The sequence below is a fragment of the Prosthecobacter sp. GW821-HT29F12 genome (assembly GCF_058803405.1).
In genome coordinates this window covers 1,382,705-1,403,227 of record NZ_CM179517.1, presented here as the reverse complement: position 1 = coordinate 1,403,227, position 20,523 = coordinate 1,382,705, and the positions used below count along the sequence as shown (strand labels likewise).

At 60.4% G+C, this 20,523-nt stretch carries 15 protein-coding genes; 11 read left to right on the top strand and 4 right to left on the bottom strand.

Annotated elements, in window-relative coordinates; translation table 11 throughout:
- The first annotated feature begins 183 nt into the window (after positions 1–183).
- From AC3RLQ_RS05925 to AC3RLQ_RS05900, 6 genes are all read left to right on the top strand, one after another.
- Positions 184–7,194, top strand: coding sequence for a HAMP domain-containing protein (locus AC3RLQ_RS05925; protein WP_493038827.1), 7,011 nt, complete (start codon positions 184–186; stop codon positions 7,192–7,194).
- Between the two features lie 8 nt (positions 7,195–7,202).
- Positions 7,203–8,891 (top strand): response regulator, encoded by a 1,689-nt coding sequence (locus tag AC3RLQ_RS05920; protein ID WP_493035248.1) that lies wholly within the window; start codon positions 7,203–7,205, stop codon positions 8,889–8,891.
- A gap of 86 nt (positions 8,892–8,977) precedes the next feature.
- Positions 8,978–9,307, top strand: coding sequence for a hypothetical protein (locus tag AC3RLQ_RS05915; protein ID WP_493035246.1), 330 nt, complete (start codon positions 8,978–8,980; stop codon positions 9,305–9,307).
- Between the two features lie 111 nt (positions 9,308–9,418).
- Positions 9,419–9,976, top strand: coding sequence for an HD domain-containing protein (locus tag AC3RLQ_RS05910; protein ID WP_493035244.1), 558 nt, complete (start codon positions 9,419–9,421; stop codon positions 9,974–9,976).
- Between the two features lie 82 nt (positions 9,977–10,058).
- Complete coding sequence (locus tag AC3RLQ_RS05905; protein ID WP_493035241.1) at positions 10,059–10,226, top strand: DUF1328 domain-containing protein; 168 nt, start codon at positions 10,059–10,061, stop codon at positions 10,224–10,226.
- A 60-nt stretch (positions 10,227–10,286) separates the two neighbouring features.
- A complete protein-coding gene (locus AC3RLQ_RS05900) occupies positions 10,287–10,583 on the top strand; it encodes a hypothetical protein (RefSeq protein WP_493035239.1) in 297 nt (98 codons plus the stop codon).
- Here AC3RLQ_RS05900 and AC3RLQ_RS05895 read toward each other — a convergent pair.
- Entirely contained in the window at positions 10,566–11,132 is a 567-nt protein-coding gene (locus AC3RLQ_RS05895; protein WP_493035237.1) for an SRPBCC family protein, read from the bottom strand. The two genes, AC3RLQ_RS05900 and AC3RLQ_RS05895, sit on opposite strands and share 18 nt — an antisense overlap.
- Positions 11,133–11,322: 190 nt before the next feature.
- On the opposite strand from AC3RLQ_RS05895, the gene AC3RLQ_RS05890 reads away from it, so the two are divergent.
- Positions 11,323–12,000, top strand: coding sequence for a response regulator (locus AC3RLQ_RS05890; RefSeq protein ID WP_493035235.1), 678 nt, complete (start codon positions 11,323–11,325; stop codon positions 11,998–12,000).
- A gap of 36 nt (positions 12,001–12,036) precedes the next feature.
- Here AC3RLQ_RS05890 and AC3RLQ_RS05885 read toward each other — a convergent pair whose 3' ends face one another.
- Positions 12,037–12,735 (bottom strand): response regulator, encoded by a 699-nt coding sequence (locus tag AC3RLQ_RS05885; RefSeq protein WP_493035233.1) that lies wholly within the window; start codon positions 12,733–12,735, stop codon positions 12,037–12,039.
- Positions 12,736–12,953: 218 nt separating this feature from the next.
- Between AC3RLQ_RS05885 and AC3RLQ_RS05880 the strand changes: the two genes are divergently transcribed.
- From AC3RLQ_RS05880 to AC3RLQ_RS05865, 4 genes are all read left to right on the top strand, one after another.
- On the top strand, positions 12,954–13,613 hold the full coding sequence (locus tag AC3RLQ_RS05880) for an ATP-binding protein (RefSeq protein WP_493035231.1): 660 nt from the start codon (positions 12,954–12,956) through the stop codon (positions 13,611–13,613).
- A gap of 145 nt (positions 13,614–13,758) precedes the next feature.
- Positions 13,759–16,671, top strand: a complete 2,913-nt coding sequence (locus tag AC3RLQ_RS05875; protein WP_493035229.1) for an ATP-binding protein — start codon at positions 13,759–13,761, stop codon at positions 16,669–16,671.
- 121 nt (positions 16,672–16,792) lie between these two features.
- Positions 16,793–17,503, top strand: coding sequence for a response regulator transcription factor (locus AC3RLQ_RS05870; protein WP_493035227.1), 711 nt, complete (start codon positions 16,793–16,795; stop codon positions 17,501–17,503).
- A 273-nt stretch (positions 17,504–17,776) separates the two neighbouring features.
- Positions 17,777–19,006, top strand: coding sequence for an IS481 family transposase (locus tag AC3RLQ_RS05865; protein WP_493035225.1), 1,230 nt, complete (start codon positions 17,777–17,779; stop codon positions 19,004–19,006).
- Between the two features lie 176 nt (positions 19,007–19,182).
- Here the strand turns inward: AC3RLQ_RS05865 and AC3RLQ_RS05860 are convergent, their stop codons facing one another.
- Both AC3RLQ_RS05860 and AC3RLQ_RS05855 read right to left on the bottom strand, forming a co-directional pair.
- Positions 19,183–19,815, bottom strand: a complete 633-nt coding sequence (locus AC3RLQ_RS05860; protein ID WP_493035223.1) for an RNA polymerase sigma factor — start codon at positions 19,813–19,815, stop codon at positions 19,183–19,185.
- 151 nt (positions 19,816–19,966) lie between these two features.
- Entirely contained in the window at positions 19,967–20,392 is a 426-nt protein-coding gene (locus AC3RLQ_RS05855; RefSeq protein ID WP_493035221.1) for a response regulator, read from the bottom strand.
- Between the last annotated feature and the right edge of the window lie 131 nt (positions 20,393–20,523).

The window sequence follows — 20,523 nt, the reverse complement described above, 5'->3', positions numbered from 1 at the left end:
ACACATCCTGATGGTCGATGAGGTGCGATAGGCCAAAGATCGCTTTTTGCCATGAGAACAATTTCATCTCGCTCCCCTGCTGGTTCTACCGCCCCACCCGCGCCGAGGAAACGGGCCGCTGAAAAGAAAAATACCAGCACGAATGGCAGTGGAGAGTCCTGGGAGCTTGAGCTTCTGGCCGCCATGCTGGCCTTTCGCAAGGGGGACTTCACCACCCGTTTGCCTGAGGGCTGGACAGGCGTGCGTGGCAAGATCGCCGATGCCTTCAATGATGTGCTCGGCATGAGCGAACGCCGCGCCGGTGAGGCGGCCCGCGTGTCCCGCGTGGTGGGCAAGGAAGGACGCCTTCGCCAGCGCATCGTCATCACCGGCATGGTAGGCGGCTGGGCGGATGAAGTGCAGGCGCTCAATACGCTGATGGACGACCTGGTTCGTCCGACGACGGAAGTCACGCGCACCATCGGTGCCGTGGCCAAGGGTGATCTCGGGCAGTCCATGGCCATCGAGGTTGATGGCCGCCCACTGGAGGGCGAGTTCCTGCATTCCGCCAAGCTGGTGAACCGCATGATCGACCAGCTATCCGTGTTCACCTCGGAAGTGACACGTGTGGCACGCGAAGTGGGCACCGAAGGCAAGCTCGGCGGTCAGGCCCAGGTGAAGGGCGTCTCCGGTGTGTGGAAGGATCTGACCGAATCCGTGAACCAGATGGCGGGCAACCTCACCGCCCAGGTGCGTAACATCGTGGACGTAACCATCGCGGTCGCCGCCGGTGACTTGTCGAAAAAGATCACGGTGGACGTGCGCGGTGAAATTCTTCAGCTCAAGGAGGCCATCAACACCATGGTGGACCAGCTCCGCTCCTTCGCATCAGAAGTGACCCGCGTGGCGCGCGAAGTGGGCACGGAAGGACGACTCGGCGGTCAGGCCGTGGTGCCCGGTGTGGCCGGCACATGGAAGGATCTCACCGACTCCGTGAACTCGATGGCCTCCAACCTCACCGCCCAGGTGCGTAACATCGCCGCCGTGACGACGGCCGTGGCTCGTGGTGACCTTTCCCGCAAGATCACGGTGGACGTGAAGGGCGAAATTCTCGAACTCAAGGAAACCATCAACACGATGGTTGACCAGTTGAACGCCTTCTCCTCCGAAGTGACGCGCGTCGCACGTGAAGTCGGCACGGAAGGCAAGCTCGGCGGTCAGGCGGAAGTGTCCGGTGTCGCCGGCACCTGGAAAGATCTCACCGACTCCGTGAATGCCATGGCCTCCAACCTCACTGGCCAGGTGCGCAACATCGCTGACGTGACCACCGCAGTGGCCCGTGGCGACTTGTCACGCAAGATCACGGTGGACGTGAAGGGCGAAATTCTCGAGCTCAAGAACACCATCAACACCATGGTGGACCAGTTGAACGGCTTCGCCTCCGAAGTCACGCGCGTGGCACGTGAAGTCGGCACGGAAGGCAAGCTTGGCGGCCAGGCCATCGTACCCGGGGTGGGGGGAACGTGGAAGGATTTGACCGACAACGTGAACTCCATGGCGTCCAACCTCACCGGCCAGGTGCGCAACATCGCCGACGTGGCCACCGCCATCGCCAAAGGAGACCTTTCGTCCAAGATCACCGTGGAAGTGAAGGGAGAAATCCTGGAACTGAAGAACACGATCAACACGATGGTGGACCAGCTCAACGCCTTCGCCTCCGAAGTGAGCCGCGTGGCGCGCGAAGTGGGCACCGAAGGCAAGCTCGGCGGCCAGGCGCAGGTGCAAGGTGTGGCGGGAACGTGGAAGGATCTCACCGACAACGTGAACTTCATGGCCAACAACCTGACCGACCAGGTGCGCAACATTGCGGACGTCGCCACCGCCATTGCCAGCGGTGACCTGTCACGTAAAATCACGGTGGACGTGAAAGGTGAAATTCTCGAACTGAAGAACACCCTCAACACGATGGTGGACCGTCTGAACGCCTTCGCCTCCGAAGTGAGCCGCGTGGCGCGCGAAGTCGGCACCGAAGGCAAGCTCGGTGGCCAGGCGGAAGTGGGCGGGGTCGCTGGCACTTGGAAGGACTTGACCAACAACGTCAACTCCATGGCCTCCAACCTCACCGGCCAGGTGCGCAACATCGCCGAAGTGGCCACCGCGGTGGCCAATGGGGACTTGTCCAAGAAAATCACCGTGGACGTGAAGGGTGAAATTCTCGAACTGAAGAACACCCTCAACACGATGGTCGATCAGCTCAACGGCTTCGCTTCTGAAGTCAGCCGTGTGGCCCGCGAAGTGGGTACCGAAGGCAAGCTCGGCGGTCAGGCCCAGGTGCGTGGTGTGGCGGGAACGTGGAAAGATTTGACGGACAACGTCAACTCCATGGCCTCCAACCTCACCGGCCAGGTGCGCAACATTGCCGACGTGGCCACCGCCATCGCCAAAGGCGACTTGTCACGCAAGATCACCGTGGACGTGAAGGGTGAAATTCTGCAGCTCAAGGAAACCATGAACACCATGGTGGACCAGCTCAACGCCTTCGCCTCGGAAGTGAGCCGCGTGGCACGCGAAGTGGGCACGGAAGGCAAGCTCGGCGGTCAGGCCCAGGTGCCGGATGTGGGGGGCACATGGAAGGATTTGACTGACAACGTCAACTCCATGGCCAACAGCCTCACGGCGCAGGTGCGTAACATCGCCGAAGTGACCACGGCGGTGGCACGCGGTGACTTGTCGCGCAAAATCACGGTGGATGTGCAGGGGGAAATTTTGGAGCTGAAAGACACGATCAACACGCTGGTGGACCAGCTCAACGCCTTCGCTTCCGAAGTGAGCCGCGTGGCCCGTGAAGTGGGCACGGAGGGCAAGCTCGGCGGTCAGGCCCAGGTCTCCGGTGTGGCGGGCACGTGGAAGGATCTCACCGACAACGTGAACTCCATGGCCTCCAACCTCACCTCCCAGGTGCGCAACATCGCAGAAGTGACCATCGCCGTGGCCAACGGTGACTTGTCCAAGCAGATCACGGTGGACGTGCGCGGCGAAATTCTCGAACTCAAGGAAACCATCAACACGATGGTGGAGCAGCTCCGCTCCTTCGCTTCCGAAGTGACCCGCGTGGCGCGTGAAGTGGGCACGGAAGGCAAGCTCGGCGGTCAGGCCCAGGTGCCCGGTGTGGCGGGAACGTGGAAGGGTCTCACCGACAACGTGAACTCCATGGCCTCCAACCTCACCGGTCAGGTGCGAAACATCGCCGACGTGGCCACCGCCATCGCGAAGGGCGACCTTTCCCGCAAGATCACGGTGGACGTGAAGGGGGAAATTCTGGAGCTGAAAAACACCGTCAACACAATGGTCGATCAGCTCAATGGTTTCGCCTCCGAAGTGAGCCGCGTGGCCCGCGAAGTGGGCACGGAAGGCAAGCTCGGCGGTCAGGCCCAGGTGTCCGGTGTGGCGGGCACGTGGAAGGATCTCACCGACAACGTGAACTCCATGGCCTCCAACCTCACCGGTCAGGTGCGAAACATTGCGGAAGTGACCATCGCCGTGGCCAACGGTGACCTTTCCCGCAAGATCACCGTGGACGTTCGCGGTGAAATTCTTCAGCTCAAGGAAACCATCAACACCATGGTGGAGCAGCTCCGCTCCTTCGCTTCGGAAGTGACGCGCGTCGCTCGCGAAGTCGGCACCGAAGGCCGTCTCGGCGTGCAGGCCGTGGTGCCAGGTGTCGCGGGCACGTGGAAGGATTTGACCGACTCCGTGAACGCCATGGGCACCAACCTCACCGACCAGGTGCGAAACATCGCCGAAGTGACCACTGCCGTGGCTCGTGGTGACCTTTCCCGCAAGATCACCGTGGATGTGAAGGGGGAAATTCTGGAGCTGAAAAACACCATTAATACGATGGTCGATCAGTTGAACGCCTTCTCCTCCGAAGTGACCCGTGTGGCACGTGAAGTCGGCACCGAAGGCAAGCTCGGCGGTCAGGCCGTGGTGCCAGGTGTGGCGGGCACATGGAAGGATTTGACCGACTCCGTGAACGTGATGGCCGCCAATCTCACCGACCAGGTGCGCGGCATCGTGAAAGTGGTGACCGCCGTGGCCAACGGCAACCTCCGCCAGCGTCTCTCCGTGCAGGCAAAAGGTGAAGTGGCGGCGCTCGCTGAAACCATCAACAACATGACCGACACGCTGGCCACCTTTGCCGATCAGGTGACCAACGTCGCGCGTGAAGTGGGCGTGGAAGGCCGTCTCGGCGGTCAGGCCAACGTGCCCGGTGCCGCTGGTACTTGGAAGGATCTCACCGGTAACGTGAACCTCCTCGCCGCCAACCTCACCACCCAGGTGCGCGCCATCGCTGAAGTGGCCACCGCCGTGACGAAAGGCGACTTGACCCGCTCCATTCAGGTGGAGACACGTGGTGAAGTGGCCGAACTGAAGGACAACATCAACACGATGATCGACAACCTCCGCGTCACCACGGAGCGCAACAAGGAGCAGGACTGGCTCAAGACGAACCTCGCGAAGTTCACCCGCATGCTCCAGGGCCAGCGCGACCTTTACACCGTCGGCCAGATGCTGCTCTCCGAACTCGCGCCGCTGGTCGATTCGCAGCAGGGCACAGTCTATCAGCTCACTTCTGGCGATGATGAAAACCCACGCCTGCAACGCCTCGCCGCCTACGCGAATGAAAAAGATCTGCCCGACCAGATTGAACTCGGCGACGGCCTCGTCGGCCAGTGCGCAAGGGAAAAGCAGCGTGTGCTCCTGACCGACGTGCCGAAGGATTACACGCCCATCCATTCCTCCCTCGGCAGAACACGGCCCGCCAATGTGGTCGTGCTTCCCGTGCTCTATGAAGGCCAGACCAAGGCGGTCATCGAACTGGCCGCCATGCACCCCTTCACCGACGGCCATCTCAACTTCCTCGAACAGCTCACGCAGTCCATCGGCGTCGTGCTCAACACCATTGAGGCGACGATGCGCACGGAAGGCCTCCTGCAGCAGAGCCAGCAGCTCACGGCTGAGTTGCAGTCAGGCCAGAAGGAGCTGCAGCAGACAAACGAAGAGCTGGAGCAGAAAGCTCAGGAACTCGCCGACCAAAACGCCGAGGTGGAGCGCAAGAACAAGGAGATCGAGCAGGCACGGCGCGCGCTGGAAGAGAAAGCTGCGGAGCTGGCGCTGACCTCGAAGTACAAATCCGAGTTCCTTGCCAACATGTCGCACGAACTGCGCACACCGCTCAATTCGATCCTCATTCTCGGCCAGCAGCTTGGCGAAAACTCCGTGGGTAATTTGAATCCAAAACAGGTCGAATTCGCCCGCAACATTCACTCCGCCGGCTCAGATCTGCTCAATCTGATCAACGACATTCTCGACCTCTCGAAGATCGAGTCGGGCACGGTCTCGGTGGATGCTGAGGAGATCAGCTTCAACTCCCTGCGGGATTCCGTGGAGCGCAGCTTCCGCCACATCGCGGAAAGCAAAAACCTGCCCTTCATCATGGAGTTCGACTCCAATCTGCCCTTCGCCTTCACCAGCGACTCCAAGCGTCTCCAGCAGATCATCAAGAACCTGCTGTCGAATGCCTTCAAGTTCACGGCTGCCGGGCATGTGCGCATGAATGTAAAACTGGCCGAGGGCGGCTGGAGTCCCGACCATCCCAATCTCAACCGGGCGGGCGCCGTTATCGCGATTTCGATCACAGACACCGGCATCGGCATCGCCCCGGAAAAGCAGCGGCTTATCTTCGAGGCTTTCCAGCAGGCGGATGCGGGCACCTCCCGCAAGTATGGCGGCACCGGCCTCGGTCTCGCCATCTCGCGTGAGCTGGCGTCTCTGCTCGGCGGTGAAATCCGACTCGCCAGCACGCCCAATGAAGGCAGTACCTTCACTCTCTTCCTGCCGCTGGTCTATTTCGGCCCTTCCAATTCATCGCCCAATTCAGCCAGCGAAGGTAAAAGCAATCCCCGCCCCTCCATCGCTCTGCCAGTGGCCATGCCCCGCGACGAACGTATCGAGGACGACCGCGCCAACGTGGAGGTCGGAGATCTCGCGGCGCTCATCGTCGAGGACGATCCCCACTACGCACGTGTGCTCCTCGGGCTGGCGCGTGACAAGGGCTTCAAAGGTCTCGTCGCCACGCGCGGCCACGAAGCGTTGACCCTCGCGCGGCAGTATCACCCCACGGCGATCACGCTCGACATCTTCCTGCCGGACATGCTCGGCTGGACGGTGCTCAACAATCTCAAGCTCTCTCCCGAAACCCGCCACATCCCCGTGCAGATCATCACTCTGGAGGAGGAGCGCAGCCACGGCTTGTCACGCGGTGCCTTCTCCTACCTGGTGAAACCGGCGACCACGGAAGATTTGGAAAGCGCCTTCGACAAAATCAAAACCTTCGTCGCTCCACGCACCAAGCGTCTGCTCGTCGTCGAAGACAACGACACCGAGCGGCAGAGCATCGTCGAACTGCTCGGTCACGACGACATTGAGATCAAAACTGTAGCAACGGGTGAGGAAGCTTTCACCACGCTGCTCGACCGCCACTTTGACTGCTGTGTGCTCGATCTGCGCCTGCCTGACATGACCGGCTTTGATCTCCTCGACCGCATCCATGAAGAACCCAGCCTGAGAGATGTGCCTGTCGTGGTCTTCACTGGCAAGGACCTCTCCAGTGCGGAAGAAACCCGTCTGCGCACCATGGCCAAGAGCATCGTGCTCAAGGACGTGAAGTCGCCCGAGCGCCTGCTGGATGAAACCGCCCTCTTCCTGCACCGCGTGCTGGCAGACCTCCCGGAAAGCAAGCGGCAGATGCTGGAAAGCCTGCACAGCACCAACGAGGTGCTGCGCGGACGCAAAGTCCTGATCGTAGACGACGACGCACGCAACATCTTCGCCCTCTCAACGGTGCTGGAAAACCAGGAGATGGAAATCCTCAGCGCCACCAACGGGCGTCAGGCCATCGAGCTGATCCAGGCCAACGATGATCTCGCCATGGTGCTCATGGACATCATGATGCCGGAGATGGACGGCTACGAAACCATGCGCGAAATCCGCAAACAACCCGAGTTTCGTAACCTTCCGATCCTTGCACTGACCGCGAAGGCGATGAAAGGTGACAGAGAAAAATGCCTGGAAGCCGGTGCGAGCGATTACATCGCCAAGCCGGTCAACACCGACCAGCTGCTCTCATTGCTCCGGGTCTGGCTGCACCGCTGACCACCTCCATGCCTCTTGATTCCTCCACTCACAAAGTGCCGCTGCGGGACAAACCCACGGTGCTCGTCGTTGACGACGACAGCAAAAACCTCCTGGCGATCGAGAGTGTTCTCAATGGCGCCAGCTACAGGCTTATCAAGGCACAGACCGGAGCCGAGGCGCTGATGGCTCTGATGAATGGAGATTTCGCGGCCATCGTCCTGGACGTGCAGATGCCTGATATGAGCGGGATCGACCTGGCAAAGATGATCAAGGAGCGCAAGCGCACCCAGCACATCCCCATCATCTTTCTCACCGCTCACTACCGCGAGGATGAACACGCCGTGATCGGCTATGATGTCGGGGCGGTCGATTACCTCACCAAGCCGATCAATCCCGCCGTGCTGCGCTCCAAGGTGAACGTCTTTGTCGATCTCTTCGGCAAGACCCGCGCTCTCGCCGACATGAACAGCACGCGGCAGGCGGCGGAGGAGGCCCTCCGCATCGCAAACATGGAGCTGGCCGCACGCAATGAGGCGCTGGAGCGCGAGGCCGAGGAACGCGAACGCCGCATCCGCGCGGAATCCGCGCAGGCCGAGGCCGAGGAGGCGAACGCCGCCAAGGATCGCTTCCTCGCGATGCTCTCTCACGAATTGCGCACCCCGCTTTCACCCATCGTCCATGCAGTCACCCTGCTGGAGGAGATCGAGTGTCCTCCCGCCGTCCGCGAGCACATCGCCACCATTCAGCGCAATGTGCGGCTGGAAGCGCGCCTGATTGACGACCTCCTCGATCTCGCGCGCATCCGCAATGGCAAGCTGCGCCTCGAACTGCATCCCGTCGATGTTCACGAGGCCCTGCACCAGGCCATCAAAACCTGCCAGCCGGATCTTTCCGCACGACGGATTCGAGTGGCGGAAAAGCTGGAAGCCCCCGACCCGCATGTGCGCGGAGATTTCGCACGGTTGCAGCAGGTCTTCTGGAATCTGCTGACCAACGCCGCGAAGTTCAGCCCCGAGGACAGCACCATCGAAGTGAGCACCTATGTCACCGAACCGGGAGGCCGCATCAGCGTCCAGATCGCGGACCAGGGCATCGGCATCGTGCCCGACAAGCTGGACCGCATCTTTGATGCATTCGAGCAGGGCGCGCTGCACACTCAGGCGGGCCTCGGCCTCGGACTGGCCATCTGCAAGGCTCTGGTGGAAATGCACAGCGGCGTCATCGCTGCGCACAGTGACGGCCCCAATTGCGGCTCCAAGTTCACCGTCCGTCTCCCCTCCTCCATGCCTTCGGATCAGCCCAACGGAGAATCGAAGCATCCGCTCTCGGCCCCTGAAGGTCTGCGCTTGCTGGTCGTCGAAGATCATCCTGACACGCTGGGCACGCTGACACGACTGCTGACGCGGCGCGGTTACATCGTCCGCACCGCGGCCTCCCTCGCCGAGAGCCTCGAAGTCGCGCGCGGGTACGAATTCGACCTGCTCATTTCGGACATCGGACTGCCTGACGGACGTGGCACCGAACTGCTGGAGCAGTTCTTCGCCCTCTACGGCTGGCGTCCGCCTGCCATTGCAATGAGCGGCTTTGGCATGGACGATGATGTGGAGCGCAGCCAGCAGGCCGGGTTTTCGGAGCACCTCACCAAGCCGGTCGAGTTCTCCGCTTTGCAGGAGGCCATCTCCAGGCTGGCCTCCCGCCAGTCCGGTAAAGGCTAGTTCGGGACAGCTCGTGGTGGGGAACCCATACAACCGCAGCGCCCGTTGCAGGCGATTATTCTATGAACCCTCAACTAGCCAACACCATGAACAATCCATCCATTCCCACGCTGGACGATCCTGAAAACCTTTCCGAAAAGGCGGCTCGTGTCTGGGAAAGTGCCACAGCAAGTGAGACGGCTGGAACGGCAGACCGGGCATTGGGAAGAACCAAAGAAAAAGCTGCCGAGGTTTTGCATTCCGGCGAACGTCTGCTGCGTGAACATCCAGGCACCTCAGCACTGGGCGTGTTCGGCGCAGGAATGCTCGTGGGAGCATTCGTCGCCTGGTCCATTGCGCACGAACAGCGGGACGACACAGCAGACCGCATTCACCGGCTTCTCAACCGCCTGGCACGCAAGCTGAACCTCGACTGACCGTCGCCAGTTCCTCCAGCTTGCAACGACCTGCCTAAGACAAAAAACAGGCGGTGTTGATCAGTCCACATCCGGATTCCGGGGCTGGCACGATTATGCGGCATGAATGTCATGGCCTCTTTTTTCTACGACCAGTTGCACGAGCAGCAGGCGGACATCGCAGCCGCCATCTCCCAGCCCCTCTGGCAGAAAGCCGCCGCATTTGCCGCACAGGCCCATGCTGGCGAAGTGCCCCCCAATGAAGTCCCGCCGTCGTTCGCCCAGGCCACACGCGTGGCTGTCACGCTCACGGCGGTCTATCATTGCCAGGAAGCTCCCGTGCTGGCCACCGCGCTGCTGCACAATGTGCTGGAGAAAACCGATGTCTCGCTGGAAGAAATTGAAAGCCAGTTTGGCCGCCTCATCGCATCCCGGGTGGAGCGCTTAAGCCGTGCTCCAGACTTGGACGAAGGCGTTCATCTCAAGCGGCTCCAAGCCTGCGACTGGCAGACGCGGCTGGTCAAACTGGCGGACGCAGCAGCTCATCTCGATGACGACGACGAGGCCTTGGAGGAGCGCATTCATAAAACCATGCCGGTCCTCGATCTGGCCTTTGGCAATGAGCAGCCCGTGCTGCGGGCCCAGCGTCACCTGCTGACGCTCATCGAAAACGCCCGGATGGACGCCTAGTCACGACACACCTGCCAGCGGCCAAATGGATACGGCCGCCCATGCCGTCACACGCGAACCATAAGAAACGGAAAGGCATATTATGTTATCCTACACTCTCACATTTCTCATCATCGCTCTCATTGCTGGGGCGCTTGGATTCAGCGGCGTCGCTGGAACGGCGGCATGGATCGCCCACGTTTGCTTCGTGGTTTTTCTCGTGCTGTTTTTGCTCTCGTTCATTTCAGGCCGCCGTCCGCCTGTCGTGTGAATCCTGTCAATGAGCCGGGCGTTCCAATTCGAACGGCTGTGATGAACCTGCATCCCCCCTATGTCCCAGTGCAATCCCCTTCCCGCATCAGTGCCGCCCTTTGCCGGGTCCACGCAGAACAGTGAACTCGCAGCCGGTGCCGCCGGCTCCTTCGATTTGCTCTGGCTGTCTGACCTCATCATCTCGGTTCTTGAGAATGACAGCATTGCCGCCAGCACAGGAGCCGGCCAGTCGGCTGCATTCTTTTTCTACACCGAGGAAACATCGTGCCTGGCCGACCCGGAATATCCAAGCGTGAAGACGGCTGATTCCTCCGCCATCATCGCTGGAATGTTGGCATCACTCCACGCACACTGAATTGAGGCTCATCTGCGCGCTAGGGCTGCTGTGTTTCGTCTTCAGCATTTTGTGACCGTTCGCCGGCGTGTGCGCAGCCTCGTTCCGGCTGTGGTTGCTGCTACCGATGGTGCCCCGCCAGCCATCTGGCAAAACGACCGCTCCCTCGATAAAATCTTTGAAGCGCAGCAGATCTCCCACCACCCGCGCCTTCACCAGCCCCAGTGCAGCGGCCGCCTTCTCAACAATCCCCTCAGGCTTGTAGTTCAGGTGCAGATGCACGCGGGTGCAGTTCATGCCCAGCGAAGTGAAAACCACCCTTCCAGAAGTCACCACTCCATTCGTGCTGCGCCATGCGATGCAGGCATCCGGCACTTGCTCGATGATCTCCGCCAGCCAGGTCTTCTTTTTCCCGCCCATCTTCACCTGCCATTCCACCCGGTCACAACCCAGCTGATGCACCTCGGTGACTCCGTCCATGAACAGCGGAAAATCCTCAAACCGGGTCCATTGGTTGTAAACGGTCTGCAGAGGCAGGTCGATGTGGATCGCTTGGTCAATGATTTCCATAATGCAAATCGAGGTGAGATTTTAGAATGACCATCGCAGCTCGGGCCCGTCCCGGACGCGTTGAATTTCTCGCCCCACCACTTTTTTCATCAGCGGGGTACAGCCCATTGCTCCTCGACTTGCGAAGCTCATGTGAATCAACTCCCGGCGCAGGGCTTATTTGCGATTCAACCACCGCTCTGTTCTCCTGATGAATCCGATCACCATTCTGCTCTCTGAAGACCACATGATTCTCCGCGCAGGCCTGCGTTCGCTGCTGGCGGATGAAAAAGACATCAAGATCATTGGCGAAGCCGCCAATGGACACCAGGCCGTCGAACTTTGCCTGCACCTGCAGCCCCACATTGTCGTGATGGACATTCACATGCCACGGCTCAACGGGCTGGAAGCCACCCGGCAGATCATGCAAGCACTGCCTGCCACCAAGATTCTCATTTTGTCAGCCTCCAGCGATCCCATCCATCTGGAGGAGCTGATGAAGCTCAAAATCTCGGGGTATCTCCTCAAGCAGTCCGAGGCAGAACTCCTGCCCGCCGCCATCCGCGCCGCACACAATGGCGAATCCTATTTCAGTCCCTCCATTGCCAGACATTTGGAGCGCGAGTCCGGCAACAATGCCGACCAGGAGCAATCCTGCCTCACCCAGCTCACCTCTCGCGAAGCCGAGGTGCTCCAGCTCGTCGCGGAAGGCAGCGCCAACAAACAGATTTCGGCTGCCTTGCACATCAGCGTGAAGACGGTCGAAAAGCACCGCCAGAGCCTGATGAAAAAACTCCGCATCCATGACATCGCCGGCCTCACCCGCTACGCCATCGACAGAGGCATCATTGAAAGTGAGGTCCGGATGGCCGAGGCAGACTTCGTATGAGCTGGCGCTGCCGCCGGCCATGAAAAAAGAAACGGCTCAGTCTTGCGACACCGCGACCCATTCGATGGCAAACCTCATCAGTTCGTCCGCATCCTTAAACCCCAGCTTTTCTTTGATATGCATCCGGTGTGTTTCGACCGTCTTCACACTGAGATGCAGTGCGTCGGCGATCTCGCGCGTCGTCTTGTCGCGTCCAAACAGTTGCAGAACCTCAAGCTCACGATCAGAGAGCTTGTCCACGGGCGATCCCAGGTCCCCTTCGCTGCCTTGGATGGTCTTGAAAATCAGCTTTTCGGTGAAGTGCGGACTGACATAGATGCCGCCCCCGATGACTTTGCGCAGTGCTTCCAGGATGTTTTCCATCGCCTGTTGTTTCATCACATAGCCCTTCGCACCAGCCCGCAAAGCCCGCAGGGCGTAGAGGGATTCATCGTGCATGGAGATCATGAGAATGATCAGCGACGGCTGCTCCGCCAGCATGTGTTTGATCAGCTCAATCCCGTTCGTTCCAGGCATGGACACGTCGAGCAGCGCCACATCGGGCTGGTGCAGCCGCATGGCCGCGAGCGCGCTCTGCGCATTGGACGCCTCACCGCAGACAGAAACGTCGCTGAACTGGCCCAAAAACTGGCAGATTCCGTGCCGAAACACGGGATGATCGTCCACGACCAGCAGTCGTTTGCCAGCGGTGGCTGTCGCAGGGGAAACCATGGTGGTCTGGGCAGGGGCGCTCATGGTCTCCTGGATTCCGGAGCCCAGTTGATATTAGTGCCGCACCAAGTGGGCACACAGAACATGCGTGAATCTATCATATCCCCAAACTTCGCAGCTAACAGCCCGGCTGGTCGTGCCAATTTCTGCCGGCTGCCACTTCAAAGGCACTTGTCAGAGTCGCTTGTGAAATAGATGAGTTTGTGACAACCATGCGCTCTGCACCTCGCGTACAGAACAACATGAATTCCGCACCTGAAATCCCTTGGAAACGCGTGGCCGGGTTTGTGCGGCAGCACACGCATGATGTACGCAACGGCTTGAACAGCCTTGATCTGGAAACCACCCTCCTCAACGAACTCGTGACGGATGGAGAAGCCACGGCCAGCGTGGAGCGCATCCAGAAGCAGCTCCGTGCGCTCGCCGTGCAGCTGCGTTCCCTTGCCGCTCTGTTTCAAGACCCGCAGCCTTTCGCAGCGCCCATCCCCGCCCGCGTGCTGCTCGAAATCTGGCGCGAGAACCATGCGGCGCTGCAGGATGTTCTGGAGGTTCATTGGGTGGACGAGCTCGGCGACGAACGCGTCAATGTGGACGTGTCCATGATGGCGACGGTTTTTCGCGAACTGCTGACCAATGCGACGGATTTTTCCACGGGCGATCCCGTGACGGTCACTGCCCGCGCAGCCAACGGCCATGTTTTGTTTGAACTGAGAGAGCCGAAGAAGGAAGCGCTGGACACCAGCAACTGGGGCCAGCCCCTTTCCACGACACGTCGCGGCGGCTATGGCCTCGGCTTGTATACGGCACACCGCATGTTGCAGTCAAACGGCGCGTCCTTGCTGCAGCGCCATGTACCTGAAGAAGCTTGTCTGCTCTCCCAGATCGTCCTCCCCGCCCTGTGATTGAGATGCGGGCCCCTTTTTCTCCACATCTGCGTTTCAGTTGCCCCGCCTGTCTCAAGCCCCAATCATTCGCCAGAACTTGTTTCCCTCATGAGCCTGTGTTCCGCACCAGCGCCATGAGCATATGCCATGTTGCCACAATGCCATGAAACCTTCGTTTCTTCAATCCGTCCTTCTCGCCGCCGTTTTCATGCTGTTCGCTGCCGGCCTCTATCTCTCCTCCGGCGTGAGAGTGGGTGATTACTTCATGCCCCATTCCCACTGCTATTTGTTCAATCAGCAGCTCATGCAGCTGCATGGCGGTTCGGACTTGCTCATCGGCTTCTCCTATGTGGCCATTTCGACGACGCTGGTCTGGATCGTTTATCGTGTGCGGAATGAACTGCCGTTTCATTGGATCATGATCGCCTTCGCCATCTTCATCGTGGCCTGTGGCGCCACACACTTCATGGAAGTCTGGACTCTCACGGCGGAGAATCCCCGCTACTGGCTTTCCGGCTGGGTAAAGCTCATCACCGCCATCGCCTCAGTGACCACGGCGGTGGTCCTGCCCCCGCTCGTCCCGCACATCCTCAGCATGCTGAAGGCCGCGCGTCTGTCTGCGGAACAAGGAGTGAAGCTGGAGCGTGCTTACGGCGAATTGAACGACCTCTACAAAAAGGTCACCCAGCTTGACCAGCTCAAGACCAACTTCTTTGCCAACGTCAGCCATGAATTGCGCACGCCGCTGGCACTGATTTTCGCCCCCGTTGAGCATCTTCTCCAGACGGCCAAAGACCCTGCGGCACGGCGCGAACTCACCGTGGTGCGCCGCAATGCGCTCCTCCTTCACAAATACGTCAATGATCTGCTGGATGTCTCAAAGCTGGAGTTCGGCAGGCTGGACCTCCATTACTCACGCATCGATCTGGCCGCCATGGCACGCGCCATGGCCAACATCTTCGAATCCATCGTCAGCGAGCGCGGCATCAGCGTCGCGCTTCAGGCGCCTGCGGAGGTGGTTGCTGAAGTGGATGGCGACAAAGTGCAGCGCGTCTTCATGAATCTGCTTTCGAATGCCTTCAAATACGCCCCCAATGACAGCACTGTGCGCCTCTCTCTGGCAGAGGACGGCGACCAGCTCTCCCTCACCGTGGAGGATGCAGGCCCGGGCGTGCCTCCCGATTACCGCGAAACCATCTTCGAGCGTTTTCAGCAGGGGGACAGGGACACCCAGCGGCGCTATGGCGGCACCGGCCTCGGACTTTCCATCGTGAAGGAATTTGTCGAAATGCATGGCGGCACCATTTTCGTCGGCGAGAGCGCTGCCGGCGGCGCTCAGTTCCGTGTGCGCCTGCCGCGTCATGCCCCGCACGGTGTGGATGTTCAGACCTCGGCGTGGAGCGGCACAGATGCCGTGATGCAGCGGCTGGCCAATGCTCCAGCCACCGCACCTGCGCAGACTGATCAGCAGCCCCCTGCCCAGCCTCGGGTGTCGGCACGGCCGGATGTTCTCGTCGTCGAAGACAATCAGGACATGCGTGAATTTATCTGCCGTGTCCTTGAGCCTGATGCACAGACCCGGACGGCAGAAAACGGCCAGGCGGCCTTGGCGGCCATCCGCGAACGCATGCCGGATCTCATTCTCACAGACATGATGATGCCGGTCATGACGGGTGAGGAACTCATCGCCGCTCTCCGCCAGGACGAGGCCCTGCGGGACCTGCCGGTGATCCTGCTCACCGCGAAGGCCGACGAAGAGACAAAACTCAATCTCCTGGTCGAAGGCGCGCAAGACTATGTGCTGAAACCTTTTTCCATCGATGAGCTCCGCGCACGTGTGCGCAATCAGCTTCAAACAAAGCTCGCCCGCGACACGCTGCGCCGCGCCTTGGATTCCCGTTCGGACGACCTCGCCTCCATGGTGCAGGAACTGGCCGCCGCCAGAACCACCGCCGTGGCGGCCAATGCGGCCAAGGATGATTTCCTGGCCGTGCTCAGCCACGAGCTGCGCACCCCCCTGACACCCGCCCTCGCCGCCACCTCCGCTCTCATGAACGAGGCCGCAGATGCCTCGGAAGTCCGTGAATACCTCGCCATCATTCGTCGCAACATCGAGCTCGAGGCACGGCTCGTGGACGACCTTCTAGATGTCACCCGCATCACTCAGGGCAAGCTTCGCATCCACTCCACCCCGACGGATCTTCATTCCATTCTGCGTGATGCCCTCGCGATGATCAAACCCGTCCTGCAGGAAAAGCAGATCACCCCGGTATTGGATCTGGCCCGGGACAGGCTGATGATTCGCGGGGATGCCGCACGCCTCACCCAGGTGTTTTCAAACCTCTTCGGCAACGCCGCGAAATTCTCCCACCCAGGCGGCCAGGTGACGATCCGCACCATGCAGTCGGCAGACAAGCTGAGAGTCGAGATCGAAGACAATGGCATCGGCATCGTCCCGGAACTGATGCCTCAAATCTTCGAGCCTTTCCGCCAGGGCCAGGCCGGCACCACAAGGCGTTTCGGCGGCCTGGGGCTGGGCTTGAGTGTCGCCAAGGGGCTGGTGGAAGCACACGGCGGCACCATCAGCGTGCGCAGTGCCGGGCATAAGCAGGGCGCCACATTCATCGTCGAGCTTCCTCTCAGTGCCGCCGGGAGCGTCCCGGAAAATGCGCATGCCACGCCCAGCATCGATCCCTTCGCACCAGCTCGGTCCTTGCGCGTGCTGCTCGTCGAGGACCATGACGACACGCGCCATGTTCTCCACCGGCTGATGACTCGCTGGAATCACGCCGTCACTGTCGCCAGCACACTGGCGGAAGCACGCCAGGCGCTGGCGGAGGGCACCTTCGATCTCCTGCTCAGCGACATCGGACTGCCTGATGGCTCCGGTTATGAAGTCATCGCAGCGCTGCGGGAAAAGTCCGATATCCCTGCCATCGCCATGAGTGGTTACGGCATGGAGGCTGATATTGCGCGCGTGCATGCCGCTGGCTTCACCGAGCACATCGTCAAGCCCGTCACCGCCGAGGCATTGCGCAAAATGCTCCACCGCTTTTCCACCCGCCCTGAAACCTGAAACAGCCCTGAACCACTTGCCGGCGGCACTCTCGCCTGAAGTCCATAATGTCGGTAAAATGCAGCTTGCCCGCCCCGGTTTGACGTTGTTTCCTGTGGGCACCCAACTGATCCCGTTTCTCATGGCGAAAGTCTCCAATAGCACACTCGGAACGAAGGAATCTCCTGCCAAAGAGCTGAAGCGGCGCGTCCTCATCGTGGACGACCATCCCATCTTCCGCGACGGCATCACCCAGCTCATCAATCACCAGCCGGACATGCTTGTCTGCGGCGGCGTCTGCTCCGCCGCCCAGGCCATGTCTTCCGTGGAGGAACTCAAGCCGGACATGCTCATCGTGGACATCTCCATCAATGGCACCAACGGCATTGAACTGATCAAATCCATCCGCGCCCAGTTCCCCACGCTGCCGGCCCTCATGCTTTCCTCCCATGATGAAAACCTCTACGCCGAGCGCGCCCTCCGCGCTGGTGCCCGCGGTTACATCATGAAGGCCGAGGCACCTGAAAAAGTGATCGAGGCGATCCGCCGTGTCCTCTCCGGATCGCTCTACCTCAGCGAAGCCATCGGCGGCCGTCTGCTCGATACTTTTCTCAATGGACGCACGTCCAATGGCAGCGGTTCGGCCGTGGACCAGCTCAGCGACCGCGAACTGGAAATCTTTCACGCCCTCGGGGAAGGCCGCAGCACTCGAGAGATCGCCCTGACTCTTTTCCTCAGCGTCAAGACCGTGGAAACCCACCGCTCCCACATCAAGGAGAAGCTCAAGGTCCAGACCGCCCCTGAATTGATCCGTGCCGCTGTCGAATGGGTCAATAGCCAGTCCAACAAATAGCCAGTCGTTCGACTCTTTTTTCAAGTTCAGGGCATCCGCTTTCATCGCGTAGACCGATTGCCTCTTGAATAGGCGGCGAAGAGAAAACCTTGATTCTCTTCACTCAAAACCCCCGCTCTGCTTGTTCTCAGTCCTGTCCGGCATCTTGCCGGACAGGGCTTTTTTTAGGCGGGCATAACTCCGCTCCCCCTCCCCGCCGGCTTTCTTACCGATGGTATGTTCCGGGCACGTTGGTGACACTTTCTCCCGGGGACATGGGTGACAGGGTGACTGATGCCCTGGAACCAAACAGACGAGATGAAGGAACGGTTGAAGATGATCGGCGAGTATTTGAGCGGCGGCTATGGGCCAGCGGAGCTGGCCCGGCGATACGGCGTGAGCCGCAAGTCCGTCTACAAGTGGATCGCTCGCTACGAGCAGGCAGGAGCGGAGGGATTGCAGGAGCGATCCAGCGCACCGCATCACCATCCCAACGCCACGGAGTTGGAGGTCGTCGAGCATATCCTGCGGCTCAAGGCTCGCTGGCCACACTGGGGCGCGCCAAAGCTTCTGGCACGGCTGCAGCGCGAGTCTGAAGTGGGGCCGCATCCTGCGGAGAGCACGGTCAGCGACATCTTGCGCAGGCATGGGCTGTCCAATTCGATCAAGCGACGTGCGCATGCCAGCGCAGTGCCCAGCAGCCAGCCGCTGGGGCATGCACGTGCACCCAACGAGGTGTGGTGCGTGGACTTCAAGGGATGGTTCCGCACGGGCGATGGCAGCAAGTGCAGTCCACTGACGCTCACCGATGCCAGCAGCCGTTACCTTCTGCGCTGCCAGTGCCTGGGCAGCAAGACCGGAGGGCCGCTGGTGCAGCCCATCATGATCAGCGCGTTCCGGGAGCATGGGATGCCGTGCGCGATACGCTCGGACAACGGGCCGCCCTTTGCCAGCCGCACGCTCGGCGGGCTCAGCGCACTGAGCGTGTGGTGGTTGCGGCTGGGCATCAGGTTGGAACGCATCGAGCCGGGCAAGCCGCAGCAAAACGGACGGCACGAGCGCTTTCATCGCACGCTGGAACAGCACACCGCATCACCGCCAGCACGAACGCTCAAGGCGCAGCAGCGCTGCTTTGACGAGTTCCGCCGCGAGTACAACCACGAGCGCCCGCACGAGGCGCTGGGCCAGACCACACCTGCGGAACACTACAGGCCATCGAGCCTTGAGTATCCTCAGCGACTGCCTGATGCGCGGGAGTTCCCTGAGGAGTGGCACCGGCGCAAAGTGAAGCCAGGAGGCACGATCAAGTGGAGCGGCCATGAGGTGCATCTCACACAGGTGCTCAGCGGCGAAGATGTGGGGCTGGAGCCGGTGGGAGACGGGCGCTGGGCAGTGTGGTTCCAAGACCTTGAGCTGGGCGTTTTTGATGAGCGCACCATGAAGGTCAAAGGGCATAAAAATCTGCCAAAACAGGCTGGGGCCAAGCCACGTGAAGCCGAGGATGGGAGGGGCGGTGTTTTGTGAGCCTGCGCTACGGGCGTCTTCCCGGCTCGGCTGAGGCCTCGCTCGGAAAGCCACCCTGCGCGCAGGCTCACAAAAACAAGGTGCTGCATGCGCTTGGATGAGCCGCCCCAGCCATAAAAAAGTGTCACCTATGTGCCTGGGAGAAAATGTAACCCTTGTGCCCGAGTGCACACCGATCAGGAATACTGCAGGTTTTCCATCTCATTCCGACCGCGAAAGGACGACCGCAGTTTCTTCAAGCCGAGTTCCATCCGTGTCTTCACCGTCCCCAGAGGCGTGTGCGTGACTTGCGCCACTTCACGCTGGCTCATCCCCTTGAGGAAGGCTAGGTCGATGACCTGCTGCTGGTGGGCCGGCAGCCGGTTCAGGTGCTGATGCAGCACCCGTGAAATGTCGGCGTGCTCGCAGTCGTCCGCCGCATTCGTGGTGAACGGACTCAGCCGGACCTCATTTTCCATCCGGTCCTTGGCGTTGTTGTAGGCTTGAGACCGGCGCAGATAGTCAATCGACCGGCGTTTGGCCAGAGTCACGATCCACCCCAGCGCCCTGCCTTTCTCAGCAGAAAAGTGATCGGCATGATTCCAGACCTCCAGAATACACTCCTGCAGGACGTCGTCCGCAGCGGTGGAATCCGGCACAATTCGCATGATGACACTTCGGAGCAGTGTCCGGTAGCGCTGAAACAAGGTCTCCATGGCCAGTGGATCTTGCATCTGAATGGCACGCATCAGTTCCTCGTCAAGCGGTTGCCCTTCATGGCTGGGGACATCGCTGGATGACGAGACAGTGAAGGATTGGAATGTTTTCATGGCAAACCACTACGCCCCCGCATGCACCTCACAACCCGACCCCGACCTGCTCCTCCCCTCAGGCTATACCTGATGTTTTCACCCAAACATCAGGGCGCTCCCTGACCCCTCTATCGGGTCCCTTCTTCTCCGCAGCTCGTCAGGCGCCGCTTCAATCGGCTCCGGTGAACCACACGCCACCTCTTTGAATCGCGTTCACCGCCTCCACCAGACTTCCCAGCGAAGCCTCCTTCCCAATGAAGCCCTTGGCACCGCAGGCTTTGGCCCGGTTCGGGTAGCTCTTGTCCGTCTGCGCAGACACCATCAGCACCGGCAGACTTGGAAACTGCTTCAAAACCTCGAGGATGAATTCAAAGCCGTTGCCGTCTGGCAGCTCCACATCCATCACCAGAAAATCCGGCTCGTCTCTTGCGAGTTTGGCACGTGCATCAGTCAACGAGGAAGCCATCCACGCCATGGTGAGGTCGGGTGTATCTTCCACCAGCGTCAAAAAGACGCCGCGGATGATCGCGTGGTCGTCCACTACCGCCAGGCGCTGGTGTTCATTTGGGAGCTTTGTAGAAGGAGTTTCTTGCATGTTCAGAAAGCGTTTCGGCACTCTTGGGTGGCAGTCAGTCGCCAGACAAGACGCATTTGAGAGAGCCACCTGGGACCTGCCCCCTCTCCTCAATGCCCCCCCAAGACAGCAGCATGGTTGACTTCACGGCA